This window comes from Pseudomonas sp. Sample_20 (assembly GCF_004307585.1).
Taxonomy (GTDB): Bacteria; Pseudomonadota; Gammaproteobacteria; order Pseudomonadales; family Pseudomonadaceae; genus Aquipseudomonas; species Aquipseudomonas atacamensis.
Genome location: NZ_RCOA01000087.1, coordinates 1 through 21,385, shown reverse-complemented (window position 1 = coordinate 21,385; position 21,385 = coordinate 1). Strand labels below are relative to the sequence as shown.

Sequence of the window (21,385 nt, the reverse complement as noted above, 5' to 3'; positions counted from 1 at the left end):
GGCGTAATAGACTCCTAAAACAGCCGTGAAGCGACAGATACGTTGACACGCACCGAGCGCCTAAAAAAGTAAGCAAAAAACGCTAGCTCCTACGTTCGGCCCGCTCGCTGGGGCTCGGGGTACCTTCGCTCCGGGACTGATCCGGGCGCAGCGGCTCCGGTTTGCTTCGCTGCACCTCCTTCCGCTGTGTCTGGCTGCGCCAGACGGTCGCTGCGCTCCCACGCCCGGATCAATCCCTCCGCTCAGCCTTCCGACGTCGCCTGTGAATCAAGATCAAAAGCGGTACTCGAGCTTGCGCTCATTGTTTTGAGTGGTGAGGGGCGGGTGGTGTCTGGCTGTTTTTGTGGTGAATTTTCCCCTCACCCCAGCCCTCTCCCCGAGGAGAGGGAGCTGATTTGTGTGCTTTTCAAATCCTGAGTTCAACTCGGACTTTCACATCGACGTAACTCGCCCAAACACCTCGGTCAGTCCCCTCTCCCTCCGGGAGAGGGCTAGGGTGAGGGGCTTTTGATCTTGAAAAAAAAGGCCCGCATGGAATCACCAGTGCGGGCCTTTTCATTACCGTTTGAAAAATCAGTGCTTGCTGTCCTGTGCGGACATGGCCAGCAGTTGTTTTTCCTGGTTCCAGTCGAACGGTTCGTCGTTCTGTTCGGCTTCGTAGCGGCGTTCTTCGAGGGCCTGGTAGAGGTCGATTTCTTCGTCGGAGAGGTAGTGCAGGCAGTCGCCGGCGAAGAACCACAGCAGGTCGCGTGGGATCAGGTGGGCGATTTGCGGGTAGCGGCTGATGACTTGGGTGAGGATGTCCTGGCCCAGGTATTGGCTTTCGATAGGGTCGATCGGCAGGGAGGCCAGCAGTTCGTCGAAGCGCTCGAGGAACAGGGCATGGCTTTCTTCGGGCACTTGTTCGGCCTCACCTACGGCGACCAGGATACTGCGCAGGTGGTCGAGCAACACGAGATGATCGGCAACGACGTTGGACACGAGATAAGTCCTCAAGAGCAAAACGGGCGCGGGAGTATAAAGCCCTCGCGCCGTTTTTTCACATAAACCGGGATCAGCGGACTTTGCCCTCTGCCTGGGTCAGTTCTTCTTTGGCGAAATCGTCGACGTCGATCACCTTGCGGCGGGCCGCTTCGGCGTCGCGCAGGCTTTGCGCTTCGACGGCCTGCAGCACGCCGGCTTCCAGCGCGGCATCGATGGCGTGTTCGCCGGCTGCCGGTTTGACCTGGCCGCTCTTCAGTGCGGTGTGCAGTTTCTTGTGCAGCGGTTGCGCGGCATTGAGCAGGTCGCTGGCGTGTTGCAGCGCGCCCACGGCATCGTCCGCCGATTGCGGGCGGTAGCAGCCGGCGAGCAGTTCTTCCAGTGCCGGATCGCCCTTGGCGCGACCGATGACCGCAGCGACTTCGGCGCCGAGTTTGTCCGATGGGCCTTTGTGACGGCGACCGAACGGGAAGACGATGACCCGCAGCAGGCAGCCGAAGACTTTGTTCGGGAAGTTGCTCAGCAGTTCATCCAGCGCACGCTCCGACTGGCCGAGGCTTTCTTCCATGGCCCAGCGGAACAGCGGCTCCATGTACGCCGGCGAATCCAGGTCGTGATAGCGCTTGAGCGCGGCGGAGGCCAGATACAGGTTGCTCAGTACATCGCCGAGGCGTGCCGACAGACGTTCGCGGCGTTTCAGTTCGCCGCCCAGGAGCATCATGCTGAAGTCGGCGAGCATGGCAAATGCGGCGGCCTGACGGTTCAGCGCGCGGAAGTAGCCCTGACTGATCCTGTCGCCCGGCGCATGTTCGAAGTGACCAAGGCCGAGGTTCAGCACCAGTGTGCTGGCGGCATTGCTGACGGCAAAACCGATGTGCTTGAGCAACAGGCCGTCGAATTCCTTGAGTGCCTGATCCTTGTCCTCGCGACCGGCCAGGGCCATTTCCTTGAGTACGAACGGATGGCAGCGGATCGCGCCCTGACCGAAGATCATCAGGTTGCGCGACAGGATGTTCGCGCCTTCGACGGTGATGAAGATCGGCGCCCCGTTCCAGCTGCGGCCCAGGTAGTTGTTCGGCCCCATGATGATCGCTTTACCACCATGTACATCCATGGCGTGGCTGATGCATTCGCGGCCGCGTTCGGTGAGGTGGTATTTGAGGATCGCCGACAGCACCGAAGGTTTTTCACCCAGGTCCACCGCGTTGGCGGTGAGCATGCGGGCGGCGTCCATCATCCACGCGTTACCGCCGATGCGCGCCATGGCTTCCTGGATGCCTTCGAAAGCGGACAGCGGCACATTGAATTGCTCACGAATCTGCGCGTACTGGCCTGTGACCAGACTGGTGAACTTGGCAGCGCCGGTGCCCACGGCTGGCAGAGAGATCGAACGCCCGACGGACAGGCAGTTCATCAGCATCATCCAGCCTTTGCCGAGCATTTCCTGACCACCGATGAGGTAGTCCAGCGGAATGAACACGTCCTTGCCGGAGTTCGGGCCGTTCATGAACGCGGCGCCCAGCGGCAGGTGACGACGACCGATCTCCACGCCTGCGGTATCGGTCGGGATCAGCGCCAGGCTGATGCCGAGGTCTTCCTCTTCACCGAGCAGGTGATCCGGGTCATAAGCCTTGAACGCCAGGCCAAGCAGGGTCGCGACCGGGCCGAGGGTGATGTAGCGCTTTTCCCAGTTCAGGCGCAGGCCGATGACTTCTTCACCTTGCCACTGGCCTTTGCAGATGATCCCGGTGTCGGGCATCGCGCCGGCGTCGGAACCGGCCAGCGGGCCGGTGAGGGCGAAGCACGGGATATCGTCGCCACGGGCCAGGCGCGGCAGGTAGTGATTACGTTGTTCGTCGGTGCCGTAATGCAGCAGCAATTCGGCCGGGCCGAGGGAGTTCGGGACCATCACGGTGGAGGCGAGGTCACCGCTGCGCGTCGCCAGTTTCATTGCCACTTGGGAGTGAGCGTAAGCGGAGAAGCCTTTGCCGCCGTATTCCTTGGGAATGATCAGGGCGAAAAAGCCATGTTCCTTGATGTGCGTCCAGGCCTCGGGCGGCAGGTCCATGGACTGGCCGATCTGCCAGTCGCTGACCATCGCGCAGAGTTCTTCGGTCGGGCCATCGATGAAAGCCTGTTCTTCTTCAGTCAGTTGCACCTTGGGATAGGACAGCAATTTGTCCCAGTCCGGACGGCCGCTGAACAGCTCGCCGTCCCACCACACGGTGCCGGCATCGATCGCGTCGCGTTCGGTCTGCGACATGGGCGGCAGGGTTTTCTGGAACCAGTTGAACAGCGGCGCGGTGAAATGCTTGCGGCGCAGGTCAGGCAGCAACAATGGCGCGGCGACCACCGCCAACAGGACCCAGAAGACAAACAGCAGCCAGCCCGGCGCGTGACTGAAAAACCCCATGGCGACCAGATAGGCCGCAACGATGCCCAACGCGGGCAGCGGGGCGATGCGTCGATGGGCGAGATACGCCACGCCGACGATCAAAACCAGTATCCACAACAACAGCATATTCAGTCCTCCGTGAACCAAAGCAAATCGACCCTCCAGAGCTTAGACGGCATCTGCAAACAAGGGTGGTCAGAGCATGGTGATTGAAATCGTGGGAAACCCCGGATGGTTTTCGTAGGTTCGGTGGGCAACACGTGTGGGAAATCGTTCGTTGCTGCGCAGCTTTGCTTTCAGGTTTGGCCGAAACGTCGTTATCTCTGTGCTCAGGCTGTCGCTAGACTCGTGACTCATCCAGGAGATTGCCGCCATGCACGAGTATCTGAGCCCCGGCCGCTTCATCGATAGTGACCACCCGGCGGTGGTGGAGTTCGCCGAGCAGCATCGCGGCGCCAGTAATGATCCGCGCGAGCAGGCGATCAGTCTGTATTACGCCGTGCGCGAGGCGGTGCGCTACAACCCCTACACCTTCAGTCGTGATCCGCAAACTTTGTGTGGCAGTTATGCACTGGCGGCGGGGGAGAGTTATTGCGTGCCGAAAGCCACGCTGCTCGCCGGTTGTGCGCGGCATTGCGGGATTCCGGCGCGCATCGGTCTGGCCGATGTGCGCAATCATCTGTCGACGCCACGTCTGCTCGAGTTGCTGAAAAGCGATGTGTTCGCCATGCATGGCTACACCGAACTGTTTCTCGATGGTCGCTGGGTCAAGGCGACGCCAGCGTTCAACCAGCAACTGTGCGAGTTGTTCAACGTCGCAGCGCTGGACTTCGACGGCATCAATGACAGCGTTTTCCACCCGTTCAACCGTGACGGCGCGCAGTTGATGGAGTATCTGCTCGATCACGGCCAGTTCACCGACGTGCCGGAAACCTTCTTCTTCGAGCACCTGCAAAAGTGCTATCCGCATCTGTTCAGTGAGCAACTGCCGGTGCTGCTGGGCGATATGCAGGCCGATTTGAGTCGCACCTGATCCGGCGTATGCTGGCCGTCCACTCACTTGCAAAGAGGCGGTCATGCTGAAGATCTGGGGACGGAAAAATTCATCGAACGTCAGAAAGCCCTTATGGGCTGCCGAAGAGCTGGGCCTGGCGTACGAGGCCATCGATGCCGGCGGCGCGTTCGGTGTGGTCGACACGCCCGAGTACCGCGCGATGAACCCGAATGGCCGGGTGCCGGTGATCGAGGATGACGGTTTCGTGCTGTGGGAATCCAACGCCATCGTGCGCTATCTGCTGGCCAAACACGCCCCGGACAGCGCCTGGTATCCGGCAGATGCGCAAGCCCGCGCCGCAGCGGACAAGTGGATGGACTGGACCACATCCAGTTTCGCCGGGCCGTTTCGCACGGTGTTCTGGGGTGTGCTGCGTACGCCTGCGGAGAAGCAGGACTGGAAGGCGATCAACGCCGCGATCAAGGAATGCGATGAACTGCTGAACATGGCCGACCACGCCTTGATCAGCCAGCCCTATCTTTCCGGCAATGACATCGGCATGGGCGACATTCCGCTGGGCAGCTTCATTTACGCGTGGTTCGAAATGCCCATCGAGCGCGCGCCGCAACCGCATCTGCAAGCCTGGTATGAACGCTTGAAACAGCGTCCGGCCTATCAGAAAGCGGTCATGACCGCGTTGACTTGATAATTACTATCGACACACTTGACTGTACTTGTGCGGCGGCGGCAAGCACCATTGCGAACTTGCGCTGCGGTTGTTTCCCTCGCCGCCCGCCCTTATTTACTTCTTTCCTTCCTTCTTGGTGCGTAAATCCGATATGAGTTCCGCTCTGTCCATCCGGCAGCTAACCAAAACCTACGGCAACGGGTTCCAGGCCTTGAGTGGTATCGATCTGGACGTCGCCGAAGGTGACTTTTTCGCCTTGCTCGGCCCCAACGGCGCCGGCAAATCCACCACCATCGGCATCCTCTCGACCCTGGTCAACAAGACCAGCGGCACCGTGAATATTTTCGGCAATGACCTGGACAAGAACCCGGCGGCGCTCAAGCGCTCGATCGGCGTGGTGCCGCAGGAATTCAACTTCAACCAGTTCGAAAAGACCTTCGACATCGTCGTGACCCAGGCCGGTTACTACGGCATTCCGGCGAAAGTCGCCAAGGAACGCGCCGAGCAGTACCTGACCCAGCTCGGCCTGTGGGACAAGCGCGATGTGCCTTCGCGTTCGCTGTCCGGCGGCATGAAACGGCGTCTGATGATTGCCCGTGCGCTGGTGCATGAACCGCGCCTGCTGATCCTCGATGAGCCGACTGCGGGCGTCGATATCGAACTGCGCCGTTCGATGTGGACCTTCCTCACCGAACTGAACCAGAAAGGCATCACCATCATCCTGACCACGCATTATCTGGAAGAGGCCGAGCAGCTGTGCCGCAACATCGGCATCATCGACCACGGCACCATCGTCGAAAACACCAGCATGAAACAGTTGCTGGGCCAGTTGCACGTGGAGACCTTTCTGCTTGACCTGAAGAACGACTTGAGCGCGGCGCCGCAATTGCTCGGCTACCCGGCCCGATTGCTCGACGGCCATACCCTCGAAGTCCAGGTCGACAAATCCATGGGCATCACGGCGCTGTTCACCCAGCTGGCGCAGCAGAACATCGAAGTGCTGAGCCTGCGTAACAAAACCAATCGCCTCGAGGAGTTGTTCGTGTCCCTGGTGGAGAAAAATCTGTCGAAGGTGGCGGTATGAGTTCCGAGTTCGGTCCCAACCTCGTCGCCCTGCAAACCATCGTCTACCGCGAGGTCAAACGCTTCATGCGGATCTGGCCGCAGACCCTGCTGCCGCCGGCGATCACCATGGTTCTGTACTTCGTGATCTTCGGCAACCTGATCGGCCGGCAGATCGGCGACATGGGTGGCTTCACCTACATGGAGTACATCGTGCCGGGTCTGATCATGATGTCGGTGATCACCAACTCCTACGGCAACGTGGTCTCGAGCTTCTTCGGCAGCAAGTTCCAGCGCTCGATCGAAGAGTTGATGGTCTCGCCGGTGTCACCGCACACGATCCTGATCGGCTTCACCATTGGTGGTGTATTGCGCGGTCTGGCAGTGGGTCTGATCGTGACGATCCTGTCGCTGTTCTTCACAGATTTGCAGGTGCATCACCTCGGCGTGACCATTCTGGTGGTAGTGCTGACCGCGACAATCTTCTCGCTGCTGGGCTTCATCAACGCGGTGTTTGCGCGCAACTTCGATGATATTTCGATCATTCCGACCTTTGTGCTGACCCCGCTGACTTACCTGGGCGGCGTGTTCTACTCGATCACTTTGCTGCCACCGTTCTGGCAGACCGTGTCGCTGGCCAACCCGGTGCTGCACATGGTCAACGCCTTCCGCTACGGCATCCTTGGTGTCTCGGATATCCGTATCGGCATCGCCATCACCTTCATGCTGGTGGCGACCGTGGTGCTGTATCTCGGCTGTGCGCGGTTGCTGGTGAGCGGGCGCGGGATGCGTACCTGATCCCGACCGCAGCGCTTCCATCGCGAGCAGGCTCGCTCCCACATTGGAATGATGTTCTCTGTGGGAGCGAGCCTGCTCGCGAAGGGGTCAGCCCGGACACAACAAAAAATGGCCTCCCATCGCGGAGGCCGTTTTGCATTCATTTCTGCCGACTTTTCTTGCGCCGCCGCCATTGCCGCGCCACCCACCAGCGCCAGTACAGCATCACCAGAAAGTAGGCGAGGACGCCCAGCACCAGGCCGACAACCACCGAGCCCAATAAAAACGGCTGCCACAATGTCGACAGCTCACCGCTGATCCATTCCCACGTCAACTCGTCCGGCAGATGCCGCGCCGGCACATCCATCAGGAACGCCCCGGCCTGGTAGGTGCAGAAAAACACCGCCGGCATGGTGATCGGATTGGTCAGCCAGACCAGGCTCACCGCGATTGGCATATTGCCGCGCACCATCACCGCCAATGCCGCCGCCACCAGCATCTGTGCCGGGATCGGCAGGAACGCCGCAAACAGGCCGACCGCCATCGCCCGGGCGACCGAGTGGCGGTTGAGATGCCAGAGGTTAGGGTCATGCAGCAACGTGCCGAGAAAGCGTAAGGATTTGTGTTCCCTGATGCTCGTCGGGTCGGGCATGTAACGTTTGAATAAGCGCCGGGGCATAGGGCTTCTCGGTCGGTTAAGGCGGCAAGTATGTCTGGATTCTACGAACCGCCCATTCAGACTTTGTGACAATTGTTGACGACGGTGGTGCCGCAGACCGGCTATGCCTAGTGGGGGGACTCTCAAGGACGGGCATATGCGCACAGGGATGATGGCGCTGGCAGTCGGTCTGCTGGCCCCGGTTTTTTTGCCGGCCTTGCCGCCGGTCGGTTGGTTGCTGGTGCTGCCAATGGTGGCGCTGATGTTGCTGCCGTTTCGCAGCTTTCCATTGGCGTTTTTGCTGTTTGGCTTTACCTGGGCCTGCGTTGGCGCGCAGTGGGCGCTAAATGACCGCTTGCCACCGAGCCTCGACGGCGAAACCCGTTGGCTCGAAGGGCGCGTGGTCGGCTTGCCGCAACACAGCGATGGCGTGGTGCGTTTCGAGCTGGCTGATGCGCGTTCACGCCACGAAAAGCTGCCGTCGCTGCTGCGCCTGGCCTGGTACGCCGGGCCGCCGGTCAATAGTGGTGAGCGATGGCGTCTGGCGGTGAAGTTGAAGCGCCCGGGTGGCCTGCTCAACCCGCACGCCTTCGACTACGAGGCCTGGCTGCTGGCGCAACGGATCGGCGCAACCGGCACGATCAAGGATGGCCAGCGCTTGGCTGAGGCCCGGCATGCATGGCGCGACGGCGTTCGCCAACGCCTGCTGGCGGTGGATGCGCAAGGACGCGAGGGCGCGCTGGCGGCGCTGGTGCTTGGCGACGGTTCGGGGCTGAGTCGCGAGGACTGGCAGATTCTGCAAGACACCGGCACCGTGCATTTGCTGGTGATCTCCGGACAGCACATCGGTTTGCTGGCGGCGGTGATGTATCTGCTGGTCGCCGGGCTGGCGCGTTTCGGAATCTGGCCGGTGCGCTGGCCATGGTTGCCGTGGGCCTGTGGTCTGGCATTCGCGGCGGCGCTGGGTTACGGCTTGCTCGCCGGTTTCGACGTGCCAGTGCAGCGCGCCTGCGTGATGGTGGCGCTGGTATTGTTGTGGCGCCTGCGTTTTCGCCATCTCGGCGCGTGGTGGCCGTTATTGCTGGCGTTCAATGGCGTGCTGCTGCTTGATCCACTGGCCAGTTTGCGTCCCGGCTTCTGGCTGTCTTTCGCGGCGGTGGCAGTGTTGATCTTCACTTTCGGCGGGCGGCTGGGGGCCTGGCGGTGGTGGCAGACCTGGACCCGCGCGCAGTGGCTGATCGCGATCGGCTTGTGTCCGGTGTTGCTGGCGCTGAGCTTGCCCATCAGCGTCAGCGGGCCTGTAGCCAATCTGCTGGCCGTTCCGTGGGTCAGCCTCGTGGTGCTGCCGCCGGCATTGCTCGGCACGCTATTGCTGCCCGTGCCTTATGTTGGCGAAGGGCTGTTGTGGCTGGCCGGTGGTTTGATCGACTGGCTGTTTATCGGGCTGGCGCTGATTGCCGGGCAATGGCCGGCGTGGATACCGGCCGCCATTCCATTTTGGGCGTTGGTCCTGGGCAGCCTTGGCGCGATTTTATTGCTGTTGCCCCGAGGCGTGCCAATGCGTCCATTGGGCTGGCCGCTGCTGTTGCTCCTGGCATTGCCGCCTCAAGAGCGAATAGAAGAAGGGCGGGCCGATGTCTGGCAACTCGACGTCGGCCAAGGCCTGGCCATCCTCATCCGCACCCGCCATCACGCGCTTCTCTATGACGCCGGCCCGCGTTTCGGCGAGTTCGATCTCGGCGAGCGGGTGGTGCTGCCAGCGTTACGTAAACTCAATGTGCAAGCGCTCGATTTGATGCTGCTCAGCCATGCCGACGCCGATCACGCTGGCGGCGCCCGGGCGGTCATGCGTGGCTTCAACGTGCACCGAGTGGTCAGCGGCGATCCGCCAAACCTGCCGCCGGAGCTGAACGCCGAAGCCTGCGCGAGTGGCGAACGGTGGCAGTGGGACGGCGTGCAGTTCCAGCTCTGGCAATGGTCGGCAGCCGATGACAGCAACCAGCGTTCCTGTGTGTTGCAGATCGAGGCCAACGGCGAACGCCTGCTGCTCACCGGCGACATCGACACTCATGCCGAGCGCGTCCTGCTCGACAGCCCACTGGCCGTGCCGACTCAGTGGCTGCAATCGCCCCATCACGGCAGTCGCAGTTCATCATCGATGGCCCTGCTCAAAACCTTGCAGCCCGAAGCGGTGCTGATCTCCCGTGGCCACGGCAACTCCTTCGGTCATCCGCATCCAACCGTGCTGGCGCGCTACCGCAAGCAAGGTCTGCGCATCTACGACAGCGCCGAGCACGGTGCCATTCATCTGCAACTGGGCAGCTTCAAACCGCCGTGGACGATGCGTCAACAGCGGCGTTTCTGGCGCGATCCGCCGGTGGCTGGCCGTTGATCAGTGCCAGCATGGGTGCCACCTCACGGTCGTCGGGGCGGCGACTCTTAATCGCGGATCGGTATGGTAAAGTGGCGCACTTTTTCGAGGGGACTGTCACTGTGTGGGAATTGGTCAAATCCGGCGGCTGGATGATGTTGCCGATCATTCTGAGTTCCATCGCGGCCATGGCGATCGTTGCCGAGCGCCTGTGGACACTGCGCGCCAGTCGCGTCACCCCCGAGCATCTGCTGGGTCAGGTCTGGGTCTGGATCAAGGACAAGCAGCTCAACAAGGAAAAACTCAAGGAATTGCGCGCCAATTCGCCGCTGGGGGAAATTCTCGCCGCAGGCCTGGCCAATTCCAAGCATGGTCGCGAGATCATGAAAGAGTGCATCGAAGAGGCCGCCGCGCGGGTCATTCATGAACTCGAACGCTACATCAACGCCCTCGGCACCATCGCCGCCATGGCGCCGCTGCTCGGCCTGCTCGGCACCGTGTTGGGCATGATCGACATTTTCAGTGCCTTCACCGGCTCTGGCATGACCACCAATGCCTCGGTACTGGCCGGCGGTATTTCCAAAGCGCTGATCACGACCGCAGCGGGCCTGATGGTCGGGATTCCAGCGGTGTTCTTCCACCGGTTTTTGCAGCGCCGCATCGACGAGCTGGTGGTGGGTATGGAGCAGGAAGCGATCAAACTGGTGGAAGTGGTGCAGGGCGACCGTGATGTCGATCTGGCCGAGGGCAAAGCGTGAAATTCCGTCGCAAGCCCCGGGAAACCGTAGACATCAACCTCGCGTCGCTGATTGACGTGGTGTTCATTCTGCTGCTGTTTTTCGTGGTCACTACCACCTTCACTCGGGAAACCCAGTTGCGCGTGGATCTGCCGGAAGCGGTCAGCGGTTCGCCTGCCGAGGATCAGCAGGTCAAACAGCTGGACGTCGCGATCAGTGCCGAAGGCGTGTTCTCGGTGAACAACAAGATTCTGCCGAAGAATGATCTGGCGACGCTGATGGAAGCCATGCAGAAAGAATCCAACGGCGACACCAACATGCCGCTGTCGATCAGTGCCGATGGCAAGGCCCAGCATCAATCGGTGATCACCGCCATGGACGCGGCCGGCAAGCTCGGTTTCAGCCATCTGCGCATGACCACGGTCGAGGCGGCGCCGAAATCCTGATGAGCCTGTCTGATCGCCTGCTCGCCGCGTGGTATCAGGGGCATCCGGCCCTGACGCTGCTGCGGCCGCTGGAAATGCTGTATCGCCGCGTGGTGATCAACAAGCGTCAGCGCTTTCTCGACGGTGACGGAGAGATCTACCAATCGCCCGTGCCGCTGATCGTGGTCGGCAATATCACCGTCGGTGGCACCGGCAAGACGCCGATGATTCTCTGGCTGATCGAACATTGCCGACGCCGTGGACTGCGCGTCGGCGTGGTCAGTCGCGGTTACGGCGCCAAACCGCCGCAACTGCCGTGGCGGGTTGAGGCCAAGCACAGCGCCGAGATTGCCGGTGACGAACCGTTGCTGATCGTCCAGCGCACCGGCGTGCCGCTGATGATCGATCCCGATCGCAGCGCCGCCGTCAAAGCCTTGATCGCCAGCGAACCGTTGGATCTGATTCTGTCCGACGACGGCATGCAGCATTATCGGCTCGCGCGGGATCTGGAACTGGTGCTGATCGATGCCGCGCGCGGACTGGGCAATCAGCGCTGTCTGCCGGCCGGGCCGTTGCGTGAGCCGGTCGAGCGCCTGCAAAGTGTCGATGGCGTGCTGTTCAACGGTGCCCTTGATGATCGCGACGATGGTTTCGCCTTCCGCCTGCAACCCACGGCCTTGGTCAATCTGCGCAGCGGCGAACGTCGGTCGCTGGATCATTTTCCGCCCGGGCAAGCGCTGCATGCGGTGGCCGGGATCGGCAACCCGCAACGTTTCTTCAATACCCTCGAAGCGCTAGACTGGCGGCCGATCGCCCATGCATTTGCCGACCACGCCGATTACAGCGTGCAGGCGTTGAATTTCACCCCGTCATTGCCGTTGGTGATGACCGAAAAGGACGCGGTGAAGTGCCGTGCCTTTGCTGCTGCCGACTGGTGGTATCTGGCGGTCGATGCCGCGCCGTCGCCGGCCTTCGTGGCCTGGTTCGACACTCAGCTGATGCGCCTGTTGCCGGATCGTCTGCTGCCTTAACTCTTTTATTTCTGGGAATGTTCATGGACACCAAACTGCTCGACATCCTCGCTTGCCCCGTGTGCAAAGGCCCGCTCAAGCTCAGCGCCGACAAGACCGAATTGATCAGCAAGGGCGCCGGCCTGGCCTATCCGATCCGCGACGGCATCCCGGTGATGCTGGAAAGCGAAGCGCGCACCCTGACCACCGACGAGCGCCTGGATAAATGACCACAGCCTTCACCGTTGTCATCCCGTCGCGGTTCGCCTCGACCCGTCTGCCGGGCAAGCCGTTGCTGGATATTGCCGGCAAACCGATGATCCAGCATGTCTGGGAACAGGCGAGCAAAAGCAGCGCGACCCGCGTCGTTGTTGCAACTGACGATGCACGCATCGTCGAGGCATGCAAAAGCTTTGGCGCCGAAGTGGTGCTGACCCGTGAAGATCACAACTCCGGCACTGATCGTCTGGCCGAGGTCGCAGCGAAACTCGGTCTTGCGCCTGATGCGATCGTGGTCAACGTCCAGGGCGATGAGCCGCTGATTCCTCCGAGTGTGATCGATCAGGTCGCCGCTAACCTTGCCGCTCACACCGAAGCGCGCATGGCCACGCTGGCTGAGCCGATCGAAGACGTGGAAACCCTGTTCAACCCCAACGTGGTCAAGGTCGCCAGCGACATCAACGGCCTCGCGCTGACTTTCAGCCGCGCGACCTTGCCATGGGCACGCGATGCATTTGCCAAGAGCCGCGAGCAGCTGCCCGAAGGCGTGCCCTATCGCCGCCACATCGGTATTTATGCCTATCGCGCCGGGTTCCTCCACGACTTCGTGAGCTGGGGGCCGTGCTGGCTGGAAAATACCGAATCTCTTGAGCAACTGCGTGCCTTGTGGCACGGCGTGCGTATCCATGTTGCCGACGCGCTGATCGCGCCGCCGACCGGTGTCGACACCGTTGAAGACCTTGAGCGGGTTCGTCGCCTGCTGGGGGCCTGATGCGCGTTCTGTTTGTGTGCCTGGGCAACATCTGCCGTTCGCCCACCGCCGAAGGCGTGTTGCGCCACAAGTTGCGTGAAGCCGGGCTGGCCGATGTGGTCGAAGTGGCCTCCGCCGGCACCGGTGACTGGCACGTCGGCAACCCGCCGGACAAGCGCAGCCAGGCCGCGGCGAAACTGCGCGGTTATGACCTGTCGACGCAACGCGCGCAGCAGGTCAGCCGGGCCGATTTCGCCAGCTACGACCTGATTCTCGCCATGGATAACAGCAATCTGCGCAACCTCAAGGCCTTGCAGCCGTCCACCGGCAGGGCCGAGCTGGATCTGTTCCTGCGTCGTTATGCCGGGCTGGTCGATGAAGTGCCGGACCCGTATTACGACGGCGATCAGGGTTTCGAGCAGGTGCTCGATCTGATCGAAGCGGCCTGCGACCAGTTGCTGATCGAAGTGAAGGGCCGTTTATGAGTTTGCAGGTGCAACCGCAAGTATCTTTGCAGGCCTTCAATACGTTTGGCGTCGATGTGCGCGCGCAGCTGTTTGCCGAAGCCCACAGTGATGACGATGTCCGCGAAGCGCTGGCCTTTGCCGCGTCCCATGACGTGCCGTTGCTGGTGATCGGCGGTGGCAGCAACTTGCTGCTCACGGCGGATATTCCGGCGTTGGTATTGCGCATGGCCACGCGCGGCATCCGCGTGCTCAGCGACGATGGCAGTCGTGTGGTGGTCGAGGCGGAAGCGGGCGAACCGTGGCATCCGTTCGTGCAGCACACGCTGGCCCAGGGTTTTGCCGGGCTGGAAAACCTCAGCCTGATTCCCGGCACCGTCGGCGCCGCGCCGATGCAGAACATCGGCGCCTATGGTGTCGAGATCAAGGACGTGTTTGCCGGCCTGACCGCACTGGATCGCGAGAGCGGCGAGCTGCGGGATTTCAGCCTGGAGCAGTGCAATTTCGGCTACCGCGACAGCCTGTTCAAGCAGCAGCCGGGACGTTGGCTGATCCTGCGGGTGCGCTTCAAGCTTGATCGCGCCGCGCACCTGCATCTGGAATACGGCCCGGTCCGTCAGCGCCTGAGCGAGCAGGGCATCGAGCAGCCGACGCCCAGCGACGTCAGCCGCGCCATCTGCAGCATCCGCAGCGAAAAACTGCCGGACCCGGCGGTGCTCGGCAATGCCGGCAGCTTTTTCAAGAATCCGCTGGTGCCTGCCGCTGTGGTCACGCAGATCAAAGCGCAGCACCCGGATCTGGTGGCTTACCCGCAAGCGGATGGGCAGATGAAACTGGCCGCTGGCTGGCTGATCGAACGCGCTGGCTGGAAAGGCTTCCGCGATGGCGATGCCGGCGTGCACAAGTTGCAGGCGCTGGTGCTGGTCAACTACGGCACGGCCACCGGCCTGCAACTGCTCGACCTGGCGCAACGTATCCAGAAAGACATCGCCGAACGGTTTCATGTCGAACTGGAAATGGAGCCCAACCGCTATTGAGGCTACGCTTGGCTGAGGCCATCGAAAGCCCTGCACTGATGAAAAAGTGCAGGGCTTTTTTGTTAATGCTGGGTTAAATTAGCGAGCTAACGATACCAACCATTTGCTCCACCCAAAGGCCCGGTGCAGACGTTCCCGTCGGCGCAAGAGAGCCTGATTAGCCTGAGTCGATCTGCGCGAACCCACCGCTGATTTTCCGGCGGCAGATTGCTCGACCCCATAACCACTAAAAAATATGCGGGCGTGCCCATGATTACCCTGAAACTCAACGGTCAAGACCACTCCCTCGATGTCACCGAAGACATGCCGCTGTTGTGGGCGATTCGTGACGTCGCCGGTTACAACGGCACCAAATTCGGTTGCGGCATGGGCCTGTGCGGCGCCTGCACCATCCATATCGACGGCTTGCCGGCACGCAGTTGCATCACGCCGATCGGCTCGGTAATCGGCCAGAACGTCACCACCATCGATAATCTCCACGCCGACCCGGTAGGCAAGGTCGTGCAGCAAGCCTGGCTCGACAGCGCTGTGGCTCAATGTGGTTATTGCCAGGGCGGGCAGATCATGTCGGCCACCGCTCTGCTGAAAACCAACCCCAACCCGAGCGACGAGCAGATCGAAGAAGCCATGGTCGGCAACATCTGCCGCTGCGGCACCTACAACCGGATCAAAACCGCGATCCGCCAGGCCTCCACCCATCTGAAGGAGGTGAAGGCATGAGCCGCGTCCCGAATGATTTCGCCCTGAGCAACCTCAGCCGCCGTGGTTTTCTCAAAGGCGTCGGCGCCACCAGCGCGCTGGTCCTCGCCGCGAGCTGGGGCTGGCAGGATGCGCTGGCCGATGACGCGCCGAAGAAGTTCGGTGCCGACGGCATGCCCAATGGCTGGATAGACGATCCCAAGGTTTACGTGAGCATTGCTGCCGATGGCAGCGTCACCGTGGTATGCAACCGTTCGGAAATGGGCCAGGGCGTGCGCACCAGCCTGAGCATGGTGGTTGCCGATGAGCTCGAGGCCGATTGGGCGCAGGTCAAAGTGCAGCAGGCGCCGGGTGACGAAGTGCGCTTCGGTAACCAGGACACCGATGGTTCGCGCAGCATGCGTCACTGGTACGAGCCGATGCGTCGTTGCGGCGCCGCCGCGCGGACCATGCTCGAACAGGCGGCCGCTGCGCAGTGGAAAGTGCCGGTTGGCGAATGCCATGCGCAACTGCACAAGGTCATTCACAAACCGTCCGGCCGCGAACTGGGCTACGGCGAACTCGCCGCTGCCGCCAGTGCGCTGGCAGTACCGGCGCGTGACAGCCTGCGACTCAAGCAGCCGTCGGAATTTCGCTACATCGGTAAGGAAGGCACCAAGGCCATCGACGGTGCCGATATCGTCAATGGCCGCGCAGTGTACGGCGCCGACGTGCATTTCGACGGCATGCTCTACGCCACTATCGCTCGCCCGGCAGTGTACGGCGGCAAGGTCAAAAGCCTCGATGACAGCGCCGCGCTGAAAGTCCCCGGGGTGCTAAAAGTCATGCAGATCGAAGGTCGACCGTTGCCGTCAGAGTTCCAGCCACTGGGCGGCGTCGCGGTTGTGGCCAGCAACACCTGGGCGGCGATCAAGGGTCGCGAGGCGCTGAAGATCGAGTGGGATGACGGCCCGAATGCCAGTTATGACTCGATTGCCTATCGCAAAGAGCTTGAAGCCGCGTCGCTGAAGGCCGGCAAAGTGGTGCGCAACACCGGTGACATCGACAAGGCCTTGAGCGGCGCTGCCAGCACTCTCGAAGCGTCGTATTACCTGCCGCATCTGGCGCAGGCACCGATGGAACCGATGGTCGCCATCGCCCGTTACAAGGACGGCGTCTGCGAGGCCTGGGCGCCGAGTCAGGCACCGCAGGTCACCCGTGAGCGCATCGCCGAGCGTCTGGGCGTGCCGTTCGAAAAGGTCACTTTCAACGTAACGCTGCTGGGCGGTGGGTTCGGGCGCAAGTCGAAACCGGACTTCGTCGTTGAAGCGGCGATTCTCGCCAAGGAGTTCCCGGGCAAGGCTGTACGGGTGCAGTGGACCCGCGAAGACGACATCCACAATTCGTATTTCCACACCGTGTCGGCGGAATATCTCAAGGCCGGCATCGACAAGAACGGCATGCCGTCCGGCTGGCTGCATCGCACCGTGGCGCCGAGCATCACCGCCTTGTTTGCGCCGGACATGAACCATGAGGCGGCGTTCGAGCTGGGCATGGGCTTTACCAACATGGCCTATGCGATTCCCAACGTGCGCCTGGAAAACCCCGAAGCCAAGGTACACACCCGCGTCGGCTGGTACCGCTCGGTGTCGAACATTCCCCACGGCTTCGCGATTCAGAGTTTCGTCGATGAACTGGCGCACAAGGCCGGGGAAGATCCGCTCAAGTACCAGATCAAATTGCTCGGCCCGGACCGGCAGATCGATCCTCGCACCTTGAGCGAAGAGTGGAACTACGGCGAATCGCCCGAGCGTTACCCGATCGACACCGGGCGCATGCGCACGGTGCTGGAAACTGCCGCCAAGGCCGCCGGTTGGGGGCGCAAAATGCCCAAGGGCCGCGGCCTCGGTCTGGCAGTGCATTACAGCTTCGTCACCTATGTCGCGGCGGTGATCGAAGTCGAGGTCAAGGATGATGGTTCACTGATCGTGCACAAGGCCGACATCGCCGTGGACTGCGGGCCGCAGATCAACCCTGAGCGCATCCGTTCGCAGTTCGAAGGTGCATGCGTCATGGGCCTGGGCAACGCTGTGCTCGGTGAGATCAGCTTCAAGGAAGGCAAGGTCCAGCAGGACAACTTCCATATGTACGAGGTCGCGCGCATGTCGCTGGCGCCCAAGGAAGTCGCGGTGCATCTGGTGACGCCGCCGGGTGACGTGCCGTTGGGTGGCGTTGGTGAGCCGGGCGTGCCGCCGATTGCCCCGGCGCTGTGCAATGCGATCTTCGCCGCGACCGGCAAGCGCATCCGCAATCTGCCGGTGCGGTATCAGTTGCAGGGCTGGCAGAAGGCGCAAGCGTAATGGACAGCGTCGATCTCAACGTCCTGCGCAGCGTCCTCGAGTGGCGCCGCGCCGGACAGCGGGTGGTGCTGTTCAGCGTGGTGCAGACGTGGGGCACCGCGCCGCGCTCGCCCGGCGCCATGCTCGCCTTGCGCGAGGACGGCGTGGTGATCGGTTCGGTGTCAGGTGGCTGTGTCGAAGATGACCTGATCGCGCGGCTGCACGACGGCCGCATTGCCACCGATGGTCCGCCAGTGCAGATGATTACCTACGGCGTGACCCGCGAGGAGGCCGCGCGTTTCGGCCTGCCTTGCGGCGGTACTCTGCGCCTGACCGAAGAGCGCGTCGGTGACCCGGCGTGGGTCGCCGAGTTGCTGCAGCGTTGCGAAAACCATGAAATCGTTGCCCGGGAACTGAACATCGAAACCGGCGAGGTGCGGCTGGCTCCGGCGAGCAAGTCCGATTCGCTGGTGTTCGACGGCAAGACTCTGCGAGCGATTTACGGCCCGCGCTGGCGCTTGTTGCTGATCGGTGCCGGGCAGTTGTCGCGCTACGTCGCCGACATGGCGCGGCTGCTGGATTTCGAAGTGCTGATCTGCGATCCGCGCACCGAGTTCGTTTACGGCTGGGAAGAGCAGCATGGCCGTTTCGTCCCCGGCATGCCGGACGAGGCGGTGTTGAACATCCAGACCGACGAGCGCACGGCGATTGTCGCCTTGACTCACGATCCACGCTTGGACGACATGGCTTTGCTCACCGCGCTCGACTCGCCGGCGTTCTACGTCGGCGCGCTCGGTTCGCGGGTCAACAGCCAGAAGCGCCGGGAAAATCTGGCTCAGCTAGGCTTGTCGCAAGCGTCGATTGATCGCTTGCACGGGCCGATCGGCCTGCACATCGGTAGTCATTCGCCGGCAGAGATCGCCTTGTCCTTGCTGGCGGAAATTGTCGCGATAAAGAACGGTGTGGAGCTGAAACAGAAAAAACCGCTGGAGGGTGCATGAGCCAATCCATCGCATTGATTGTGCTGGCGGCGGGCGAGGGCAAACGCTTTCGCCAGATCGCCGGCAGCGACAAAGACAAATTGCTCGCTGACTGCACCGGGCGTGACGGCGCCGTGCGCTCGGTCATCGAGCAGGTGCTGGTGAACCTGCCGGCCAGTCTCGACAAGCGCGTGCTGGTCACCACCGAGGCTCGACCGCAGGCGATGCGCATGGCCCAGGCTTATGGCTGCGACGTGGTGTCGATCGAATCGACCGGCATGGGCGACAGCATTGCCGCAGGTGTTGCCGCTTGCCCGGAGGCGGATGGCTGGTTGATTGTGCTCGGCGATATGCCGTTTATCTTGCCTTCGAGTATCGAGCGAGTGCTCGCGGCGATGGCTGATGACGCGGTGAGCGTGCCGGTGCTGGGTGGCGAGTTTGGTCATCCGGTGGGGTTTGGTCGTTCGTTTGGCGCGCAATTGCAGGCGCTGACCGGCGATCGTGGCGCACGGCCGTTGTTTGCGCAGGGTAGGGTGGTGGAAGTGGCGGTGGATGATCCGGGGGTGTTGTGGGATATCGATGTGCCTGAATCTCTGGTATTTCCTCGGCCCTGAGCCGTGTTGTATCCCTTGTGGGAGCGAGCCTGCTCGCGAATGCGGTGGTTCAGTTACATGAATATTGTCTGACCCACCGCCTTCGCGAGCAGGCTCGCTCCCACAAAGGTTGTGGATGATGCCGGTATTTCAGGCAATAAAAAGCCCCGCCAGGCTTTCACCGGGCGGGGCTTTTTATTGGCTTCAGGAATTACACGAGTGGTTTAGGCTCGTGCTCTTTTTCCTGGGCTTCTTCGCGCTGTTCAACCGCGTCCTGAACGGAGCGTGGTGCTTCAGCGATCACCGCTCCAACCGATGCTTCTTCCGCGACCGGGGCAGGGGCTGCCTCGATCACTTCAGCCGCAGCGGCTGGTTCGGCAGCCACTTGCGCTGCAGCGGCAGCCAGTTCGGCTTCCTTCTGCAGACGCTCGGCTTCACGCTTGCGACGACGCACTTCACGCGGGTCGTTTGGCGCGCGGCCGTTCGGCGTCAGGGCGCTGACCGGAGCCGGCGCTTCAACCACTGGCGCTGGCGCTTCGACTGAGGCTGGTGCTTCTTCAACCTGAGCTTCGGCAACCGGAGCTTCAACTACTGGTGTCGGCGCCGGCTCTGCTGCTGCAACTACTGGCTCGGAAACCATGGCTTGCGGCACTTCGGCTTCAGCGACTGGCGCTGGGGCTTCGGTGACGGCTGGCTCGGCAACCCAGTTGAACGCAGTCTGCTCTTCGCGAACTTCACGCACGGTTTTGGTCACGTTTTCGCTGACGGTTTCTACCGCTGGCTCAGTGACGGCCGCTGGTGCTTCGACGACAGCTTCTGGTTCGGCAGTTGCTTCAACCTGAGGCTGAGCTTCGCGGACCGGAGCGACTTCGATTTCCGGCGCAGCAGTCACTTCCACTGGAGTGGTGGCTTCGACAACCGGCGCTTCGACTGGAGCGGTTTCCAGTGTGGCGGCAGTGGCGCGTTCAGCCTGCTCGTGAGCTTCGACTTCTGCCGGAGCGCTGATGGTGCTGCTGGCAACGGCGGCAGTGACCGCCAGGCCAGCGGCCAGATCGGCAGTGCTTGGCTCGCCAGCGTTTTCAGCGGACTCGGATTCTTCCGAACCTTCGATCACGTTGCCGTTGGCATCACGTTGACGCTCGCGACGGTTGCTGCGACGACGCTGGCCACGGGAGCGACGACGTGGACGATCGCCTTCGGCGTTGTCCTGACCGTCTTCCGGCAGTTGCTCTTCGTTGTTGCTGTTCACTTCTTCTTCAGCGACGGCAGCAGCGGCCTGCTCGGCGCGCGGTTGACGCTCTTCACGCGGCGGACGCGGAGCGCGTTCTTCGCGTGGCTGACGGGCCGGACGCTCTTCAGCGGTCACGGCAGCAACGGCTGCGGCTGGCGCGGCGTCCAGTGGCTCGCGCAGTTCACGCACGCGTTCTTCACGCTCGCCACGCGGCTTGCGATCTTCACGCGGGGCGCGCGGTGCACGTTCTTCACGCGGGGCACGTGGTGCGCGCTCTTCGCGTGCTACCGGCGCTTCGCTGCGGGTTTCACGCGGCTCACGGGCTTCACGTGGCTGACGCTCTTCGCGCGGCTCGCGTGGTGCACGCTCTTCACGTGGAGCACGTTCTTCGCGCGGCTTGCGTTCTTCATCGCGGCGACCGTTGCGGTTGCGGCTCTGCTGACGACCGTTGCGGCGCTCTTCGTTGCGGGCAGGACGCTCGGTGGCAGCCGGTTTCGCAACCGCGACCGGTGCGGCTGGCTCTTCCTTGGTGGCGAACAGGCTGACCAGCGACTTCACCAGACCCTTGAACAGGCTTGGCTCAGGCGCGGCAGCGGGTGCCGGAGCAGGTGCGGCAGGGGCAACTTCAGTCGGCACCGGTGCATTGGCACGGGCCGGCGCAGTTTTCACCGCAGCTTCCTGGCGAACCAGAGTGCGGGTCGCAGCGGCTGGCTGGACTTCTTCGACTTCGGCAGCGGCCGCAGCGATTTCGTAGCTGGACTGGTTGGTCGCGGCTTCCGGGCTGTCGTCACGCAGGCGCTGAACTTCAAAGTGCGGCGTCTCAAGGTGATCGTTCGGCAGAATGACGATGCGGGCACGGGTGCGCAGTTCGATCTTGGTGATCGAGTTGCGTTTTTCGTTGAGCAGGAACGCGGCGACCGGGATCGGCACTTGCGCGCGAACTTCGGCGGTGCGGTCTTTCAGGGCTTCTTCTTCGATCAGGCGCAGGATGGCCA

The 21,385-nt window shown here is 62.1% G+C and carries 19 protein-coding genes and 1 pseudogene; 16 read left to right on the top strand and 4 right to left on the bottom strand.

What is annotated here, in order from left to right:
• Window positions 1-573: 573 nt before the first annotated feature.
• Window positions 574-981 carry a PA2817 family protein gene (locus D8U70_RS18625; protein WP_039760212.1) on the bottom strand — a complete coding sequence of 136 codons (408 nt, stop codon included), beginning with the start codon at window positions 979-981 and terminating at the stop codon, window positions 574-576.
• Between the two features lie 73 nt (window positions 982-1,054).
• Window positions 1,055-3,502: an acyl-CoA dehydrogenase gene (locus tag D8U70_RS18620; protein WP_122746713.1), complete on the bottom strand. Its 2,448-nt coding sequence runs from the start codon at window positions 3,500-3,502 to the stop codon at window positions 1,055-1,057.
• A gap of 247 nt (window positions 3,503-3,749) precedes the next feature.
• On the opposite strand from D8U70_RS18620, the gene D8U70_RS18615 reads away from it, so the two are divergent.
• The 4 genes from D8U70_RS18615 (at window position 3,750) to D8U70_RS18600 (ending at window position 6,918) form a co-directional block, all read left to right on the top strand.
• A complete protein-coding gene (locus D8U70_RS18615) occupies window positions 3,750-4,409 on the top strand; it encodes a transglutaminase family protein (RefSeq protein WP_130929479.1) in 660 nt (219 codons plus the stop codon).
• 43 nt (window positions 4,410-4,452) lie between these two features.
• Window positions 4,453-5,076, top strand: a complete 624-nt coding sequence (locus D8U70_RS18610) for a glutathione S-transferase (protein WP_024013937.1) — start codon at window positions 4,453-4,455, stop codon at window positions 5,074-5,076.
• 133 nt (window positions 5,077-5,209) lie between these two features.
• Window positions 5,210-6,142, top strand: a complete 933-nt coding sequence (locus tag D8U70_RS18605; protein WP_016771010.1) for an ABC transporter ATP-binding protein — start codon at window positions 5,210-5,212, stop codon at window positions 6,140-6,142.
• The gene (locus D8U70_RS18600; RefSeq protein WP_039760202.1) at window positions 6,139-6,918 is read left to right on the top strand and encodes an ABC transporter permease; all 780 of its coding nucleotides are present in this window, start codon (window positions 6,139-6,141) and stop codon (window positions 6,916-6,918) included. The genes D8U70_RS18605 and D8U70_RS18600 overlap by 4 nt, the downstream gene beginning before the upstream one ends.
• A 139-nt stretch (window positions 6,919-7,057) precedes the next feature.
• Here D8U70_RS18600 and D8U70_RS18595 read toward each other — a convergent pair whose 3' ends face one another.
• Window positions 7,058-7,576, bottom strand: coding sequence for a DUF2062 domain-containing protein (locus D8U70_RS18595; RefSeq protein WP_016770668.1), 519 nt, complete (start codon window positions 7,574-7,576; stop codon window positions 7,058-7,060).
• Window positions 7,577-7,712: 136 nt separating this feature from the next.
• Between D8U70_RS18595 and D8U70_RS18590 the strand changes: the two genes are divergently transcribed.
• The 12 genes from D8U70_RS18590 to D8U70_RS18535 all read left to right on the top strand — a co-directional run bounded on the left by D8U70_RS18590 (window position 7,713) and on the right by D8U70_RS18535 (window position 19,180).
• Window positions 7,713-9,947, top strand: a complete 2,235-nt coding sequence (locus D8U70_RS18590; protein WP_130929478.1) for a DNA internalization-related competence protein ComEC/Rec2 — start codon at window positions 7,713-7,715, stop codon at window positions 9,945-9,947.
• 101 nt (window positions 9,948-10,048) lie between these two features.
• Window positions 10,049-10,684: a MotA/TolQ/ExbB proton channel family protein gene (locus D8U70_RS18585; RefSeq protein ID WP_016771007.1), complete on the top strand. Its 636-nt coding sequence runs from the start codon at window positions 10,049-10,051 to the stop codon at window positions 10,682-10,684.
• On the top strand, window positions 10,681-11,109 hold the full coding sequence (locus D8U70_RS18580; RefSeq protein ID WP_016771006.1) for a biopolymer transporter ExbD: 429 nt from the start codon (window positions 10,681-10,683) through the stop codon (window positions 11,107-11,109). The genes D8U70_RS18585 and D8U70_RS18580 overlap by 4 nt, the downstream gene beginning before the upstream one ends.
• Window positions 11,109-12,119 carry a tetraacyldisaccharide 4'-kinase gene (gene lpxK, locus D8U70_RS18575; RefSeq protein ID WP_071173224.1) on the top strand — a complete coding sequence of 337 codons (1,011 nt, stop codon included), beginning with the start codon at window positions 11,109-11,111 and terminating at the stop codon, window positions 12,117-12,119. Before D8U70_RS18580 ends, lpxK begins: the two co-directional genes overlap by 1 nt.
• 23 nt (window positions 12,120-12,142) lie before the next feature.
• The gene (locus tag D8U70_RS18570; protein ID WP_003179363.1) at window positions 12,143-12,328 is read left to right on the top strand and encodes a Trm112 family protein; all 186 of its coding nucleotides are present in this window, start codon (window positions 12,143-12,145) and stop codon (window positions 12,326-12,328) included.
• A complete protein-coding gene (gene kdsB, locus D8U70_RS18565) occupies window positions 12,325-13,089 on the top strand; it encodes a 3-deoxy-manno-octulosonate cytidylyltransferase (protein WP_024013932.1) in 765 nt (254 codons plus the stop codon). The genes D8U70_RS18570 and kdsB overlap by 4 nt, the downstream gene beginning before the upstream one ends.
• Entirely contained in the window at window positions 13,089-13,553 is a 465-nt protein-coding gene (locus D8U70_RS18560) for a low molecular weight protein-tyrosine-phosphatase (protein ID WP_076563814.1), read from the top strand. The genes kdsB and D8U70_RS18560 overlap by 1 nt, the downstream gene beginning before the upstream one ends.
• The gene (gene murB / locus D8U70_RS18555; RefSeq protein ID WP_130929477.1) at window positions 13,550-14,569 is read left to right on the top strand and encodes a UDP-N-acetylmuramate dehydrogenase; all 1,020 of its coding nucleotides are present in this window, start codon (window positions 13,550-13,552) and stop codon (window positions 14,567-14,569) included. Before D8U70_RS18560 ends, murB begins: the two co-directional genes overlap by 4 nt.
• 249 nt (window positions 14,570-14,818) lie before the next feature.
• Window positions 14,819-15,289: a (2Fe-2S)-binding protein gene (locus D8U70_RS18550; protein ID WP_016771000.1), complete on the top strand. Its 471-nt coding sequence runs from the start codon at window positions 14,819-14,821 to the stop codon at window positions 15,287-15,289.
• Window positions 15,286-17,607: a xanthine dehydrogenase family protein molybdopterin-binding subunit gene (locus D8U70_RS18545; RefSeq protein WP_130929476.1), complete on the top strand. Its 2,322-nt coding sequence runs from the start codon at window positions 15,286-15,288 to the stop codon at window positions 17,605-17,607. The genes D8U70_RS18550 and D8U70_RS18545 overlap by 4 nt, the downstream gene beginning before the upstream one ends.
• Window positions 17,607-18,587, top strand: coding sequence for an XdhC family protein (locus D8U70_RS18540; protein WP_016770998.1), 981 nt, complete (start codon window positions 17,607-17,609; stop codon window positions 18,585-18,587). The genes D8U70_RS18545 and D8U70_RS18540 overlap by 1 nt, the downstream gene beginning before the upstream one ends.
• Window positions 18,584-19,180, top strand: a complete 597-nt coding sequence (locus D8U70_RS18535; RefSeq protein WP_130929475.1) for a nucleotidyltransferase family protein — start codon at window positions 18,584-18,586, stop codon at window positions 19,178-19,180. The genes D8U70_RS18540 and D8U70_RS18535 overlap by 4 nt, the downstream gene beginning before the upstream one ends.
• 190 nt (window positions 19,181-19,370) lie before the next feature.
• On the opposite strand, the pseudogene D8U70_RS18530 reads toward D8U70_RS18535, so the two are convergent.
• Window positions 19,371-21,385 (bottom strand): annotated as a pseudogene (locus D8U70_RS18530) (ribonuclease E); the annotation flags it as partial.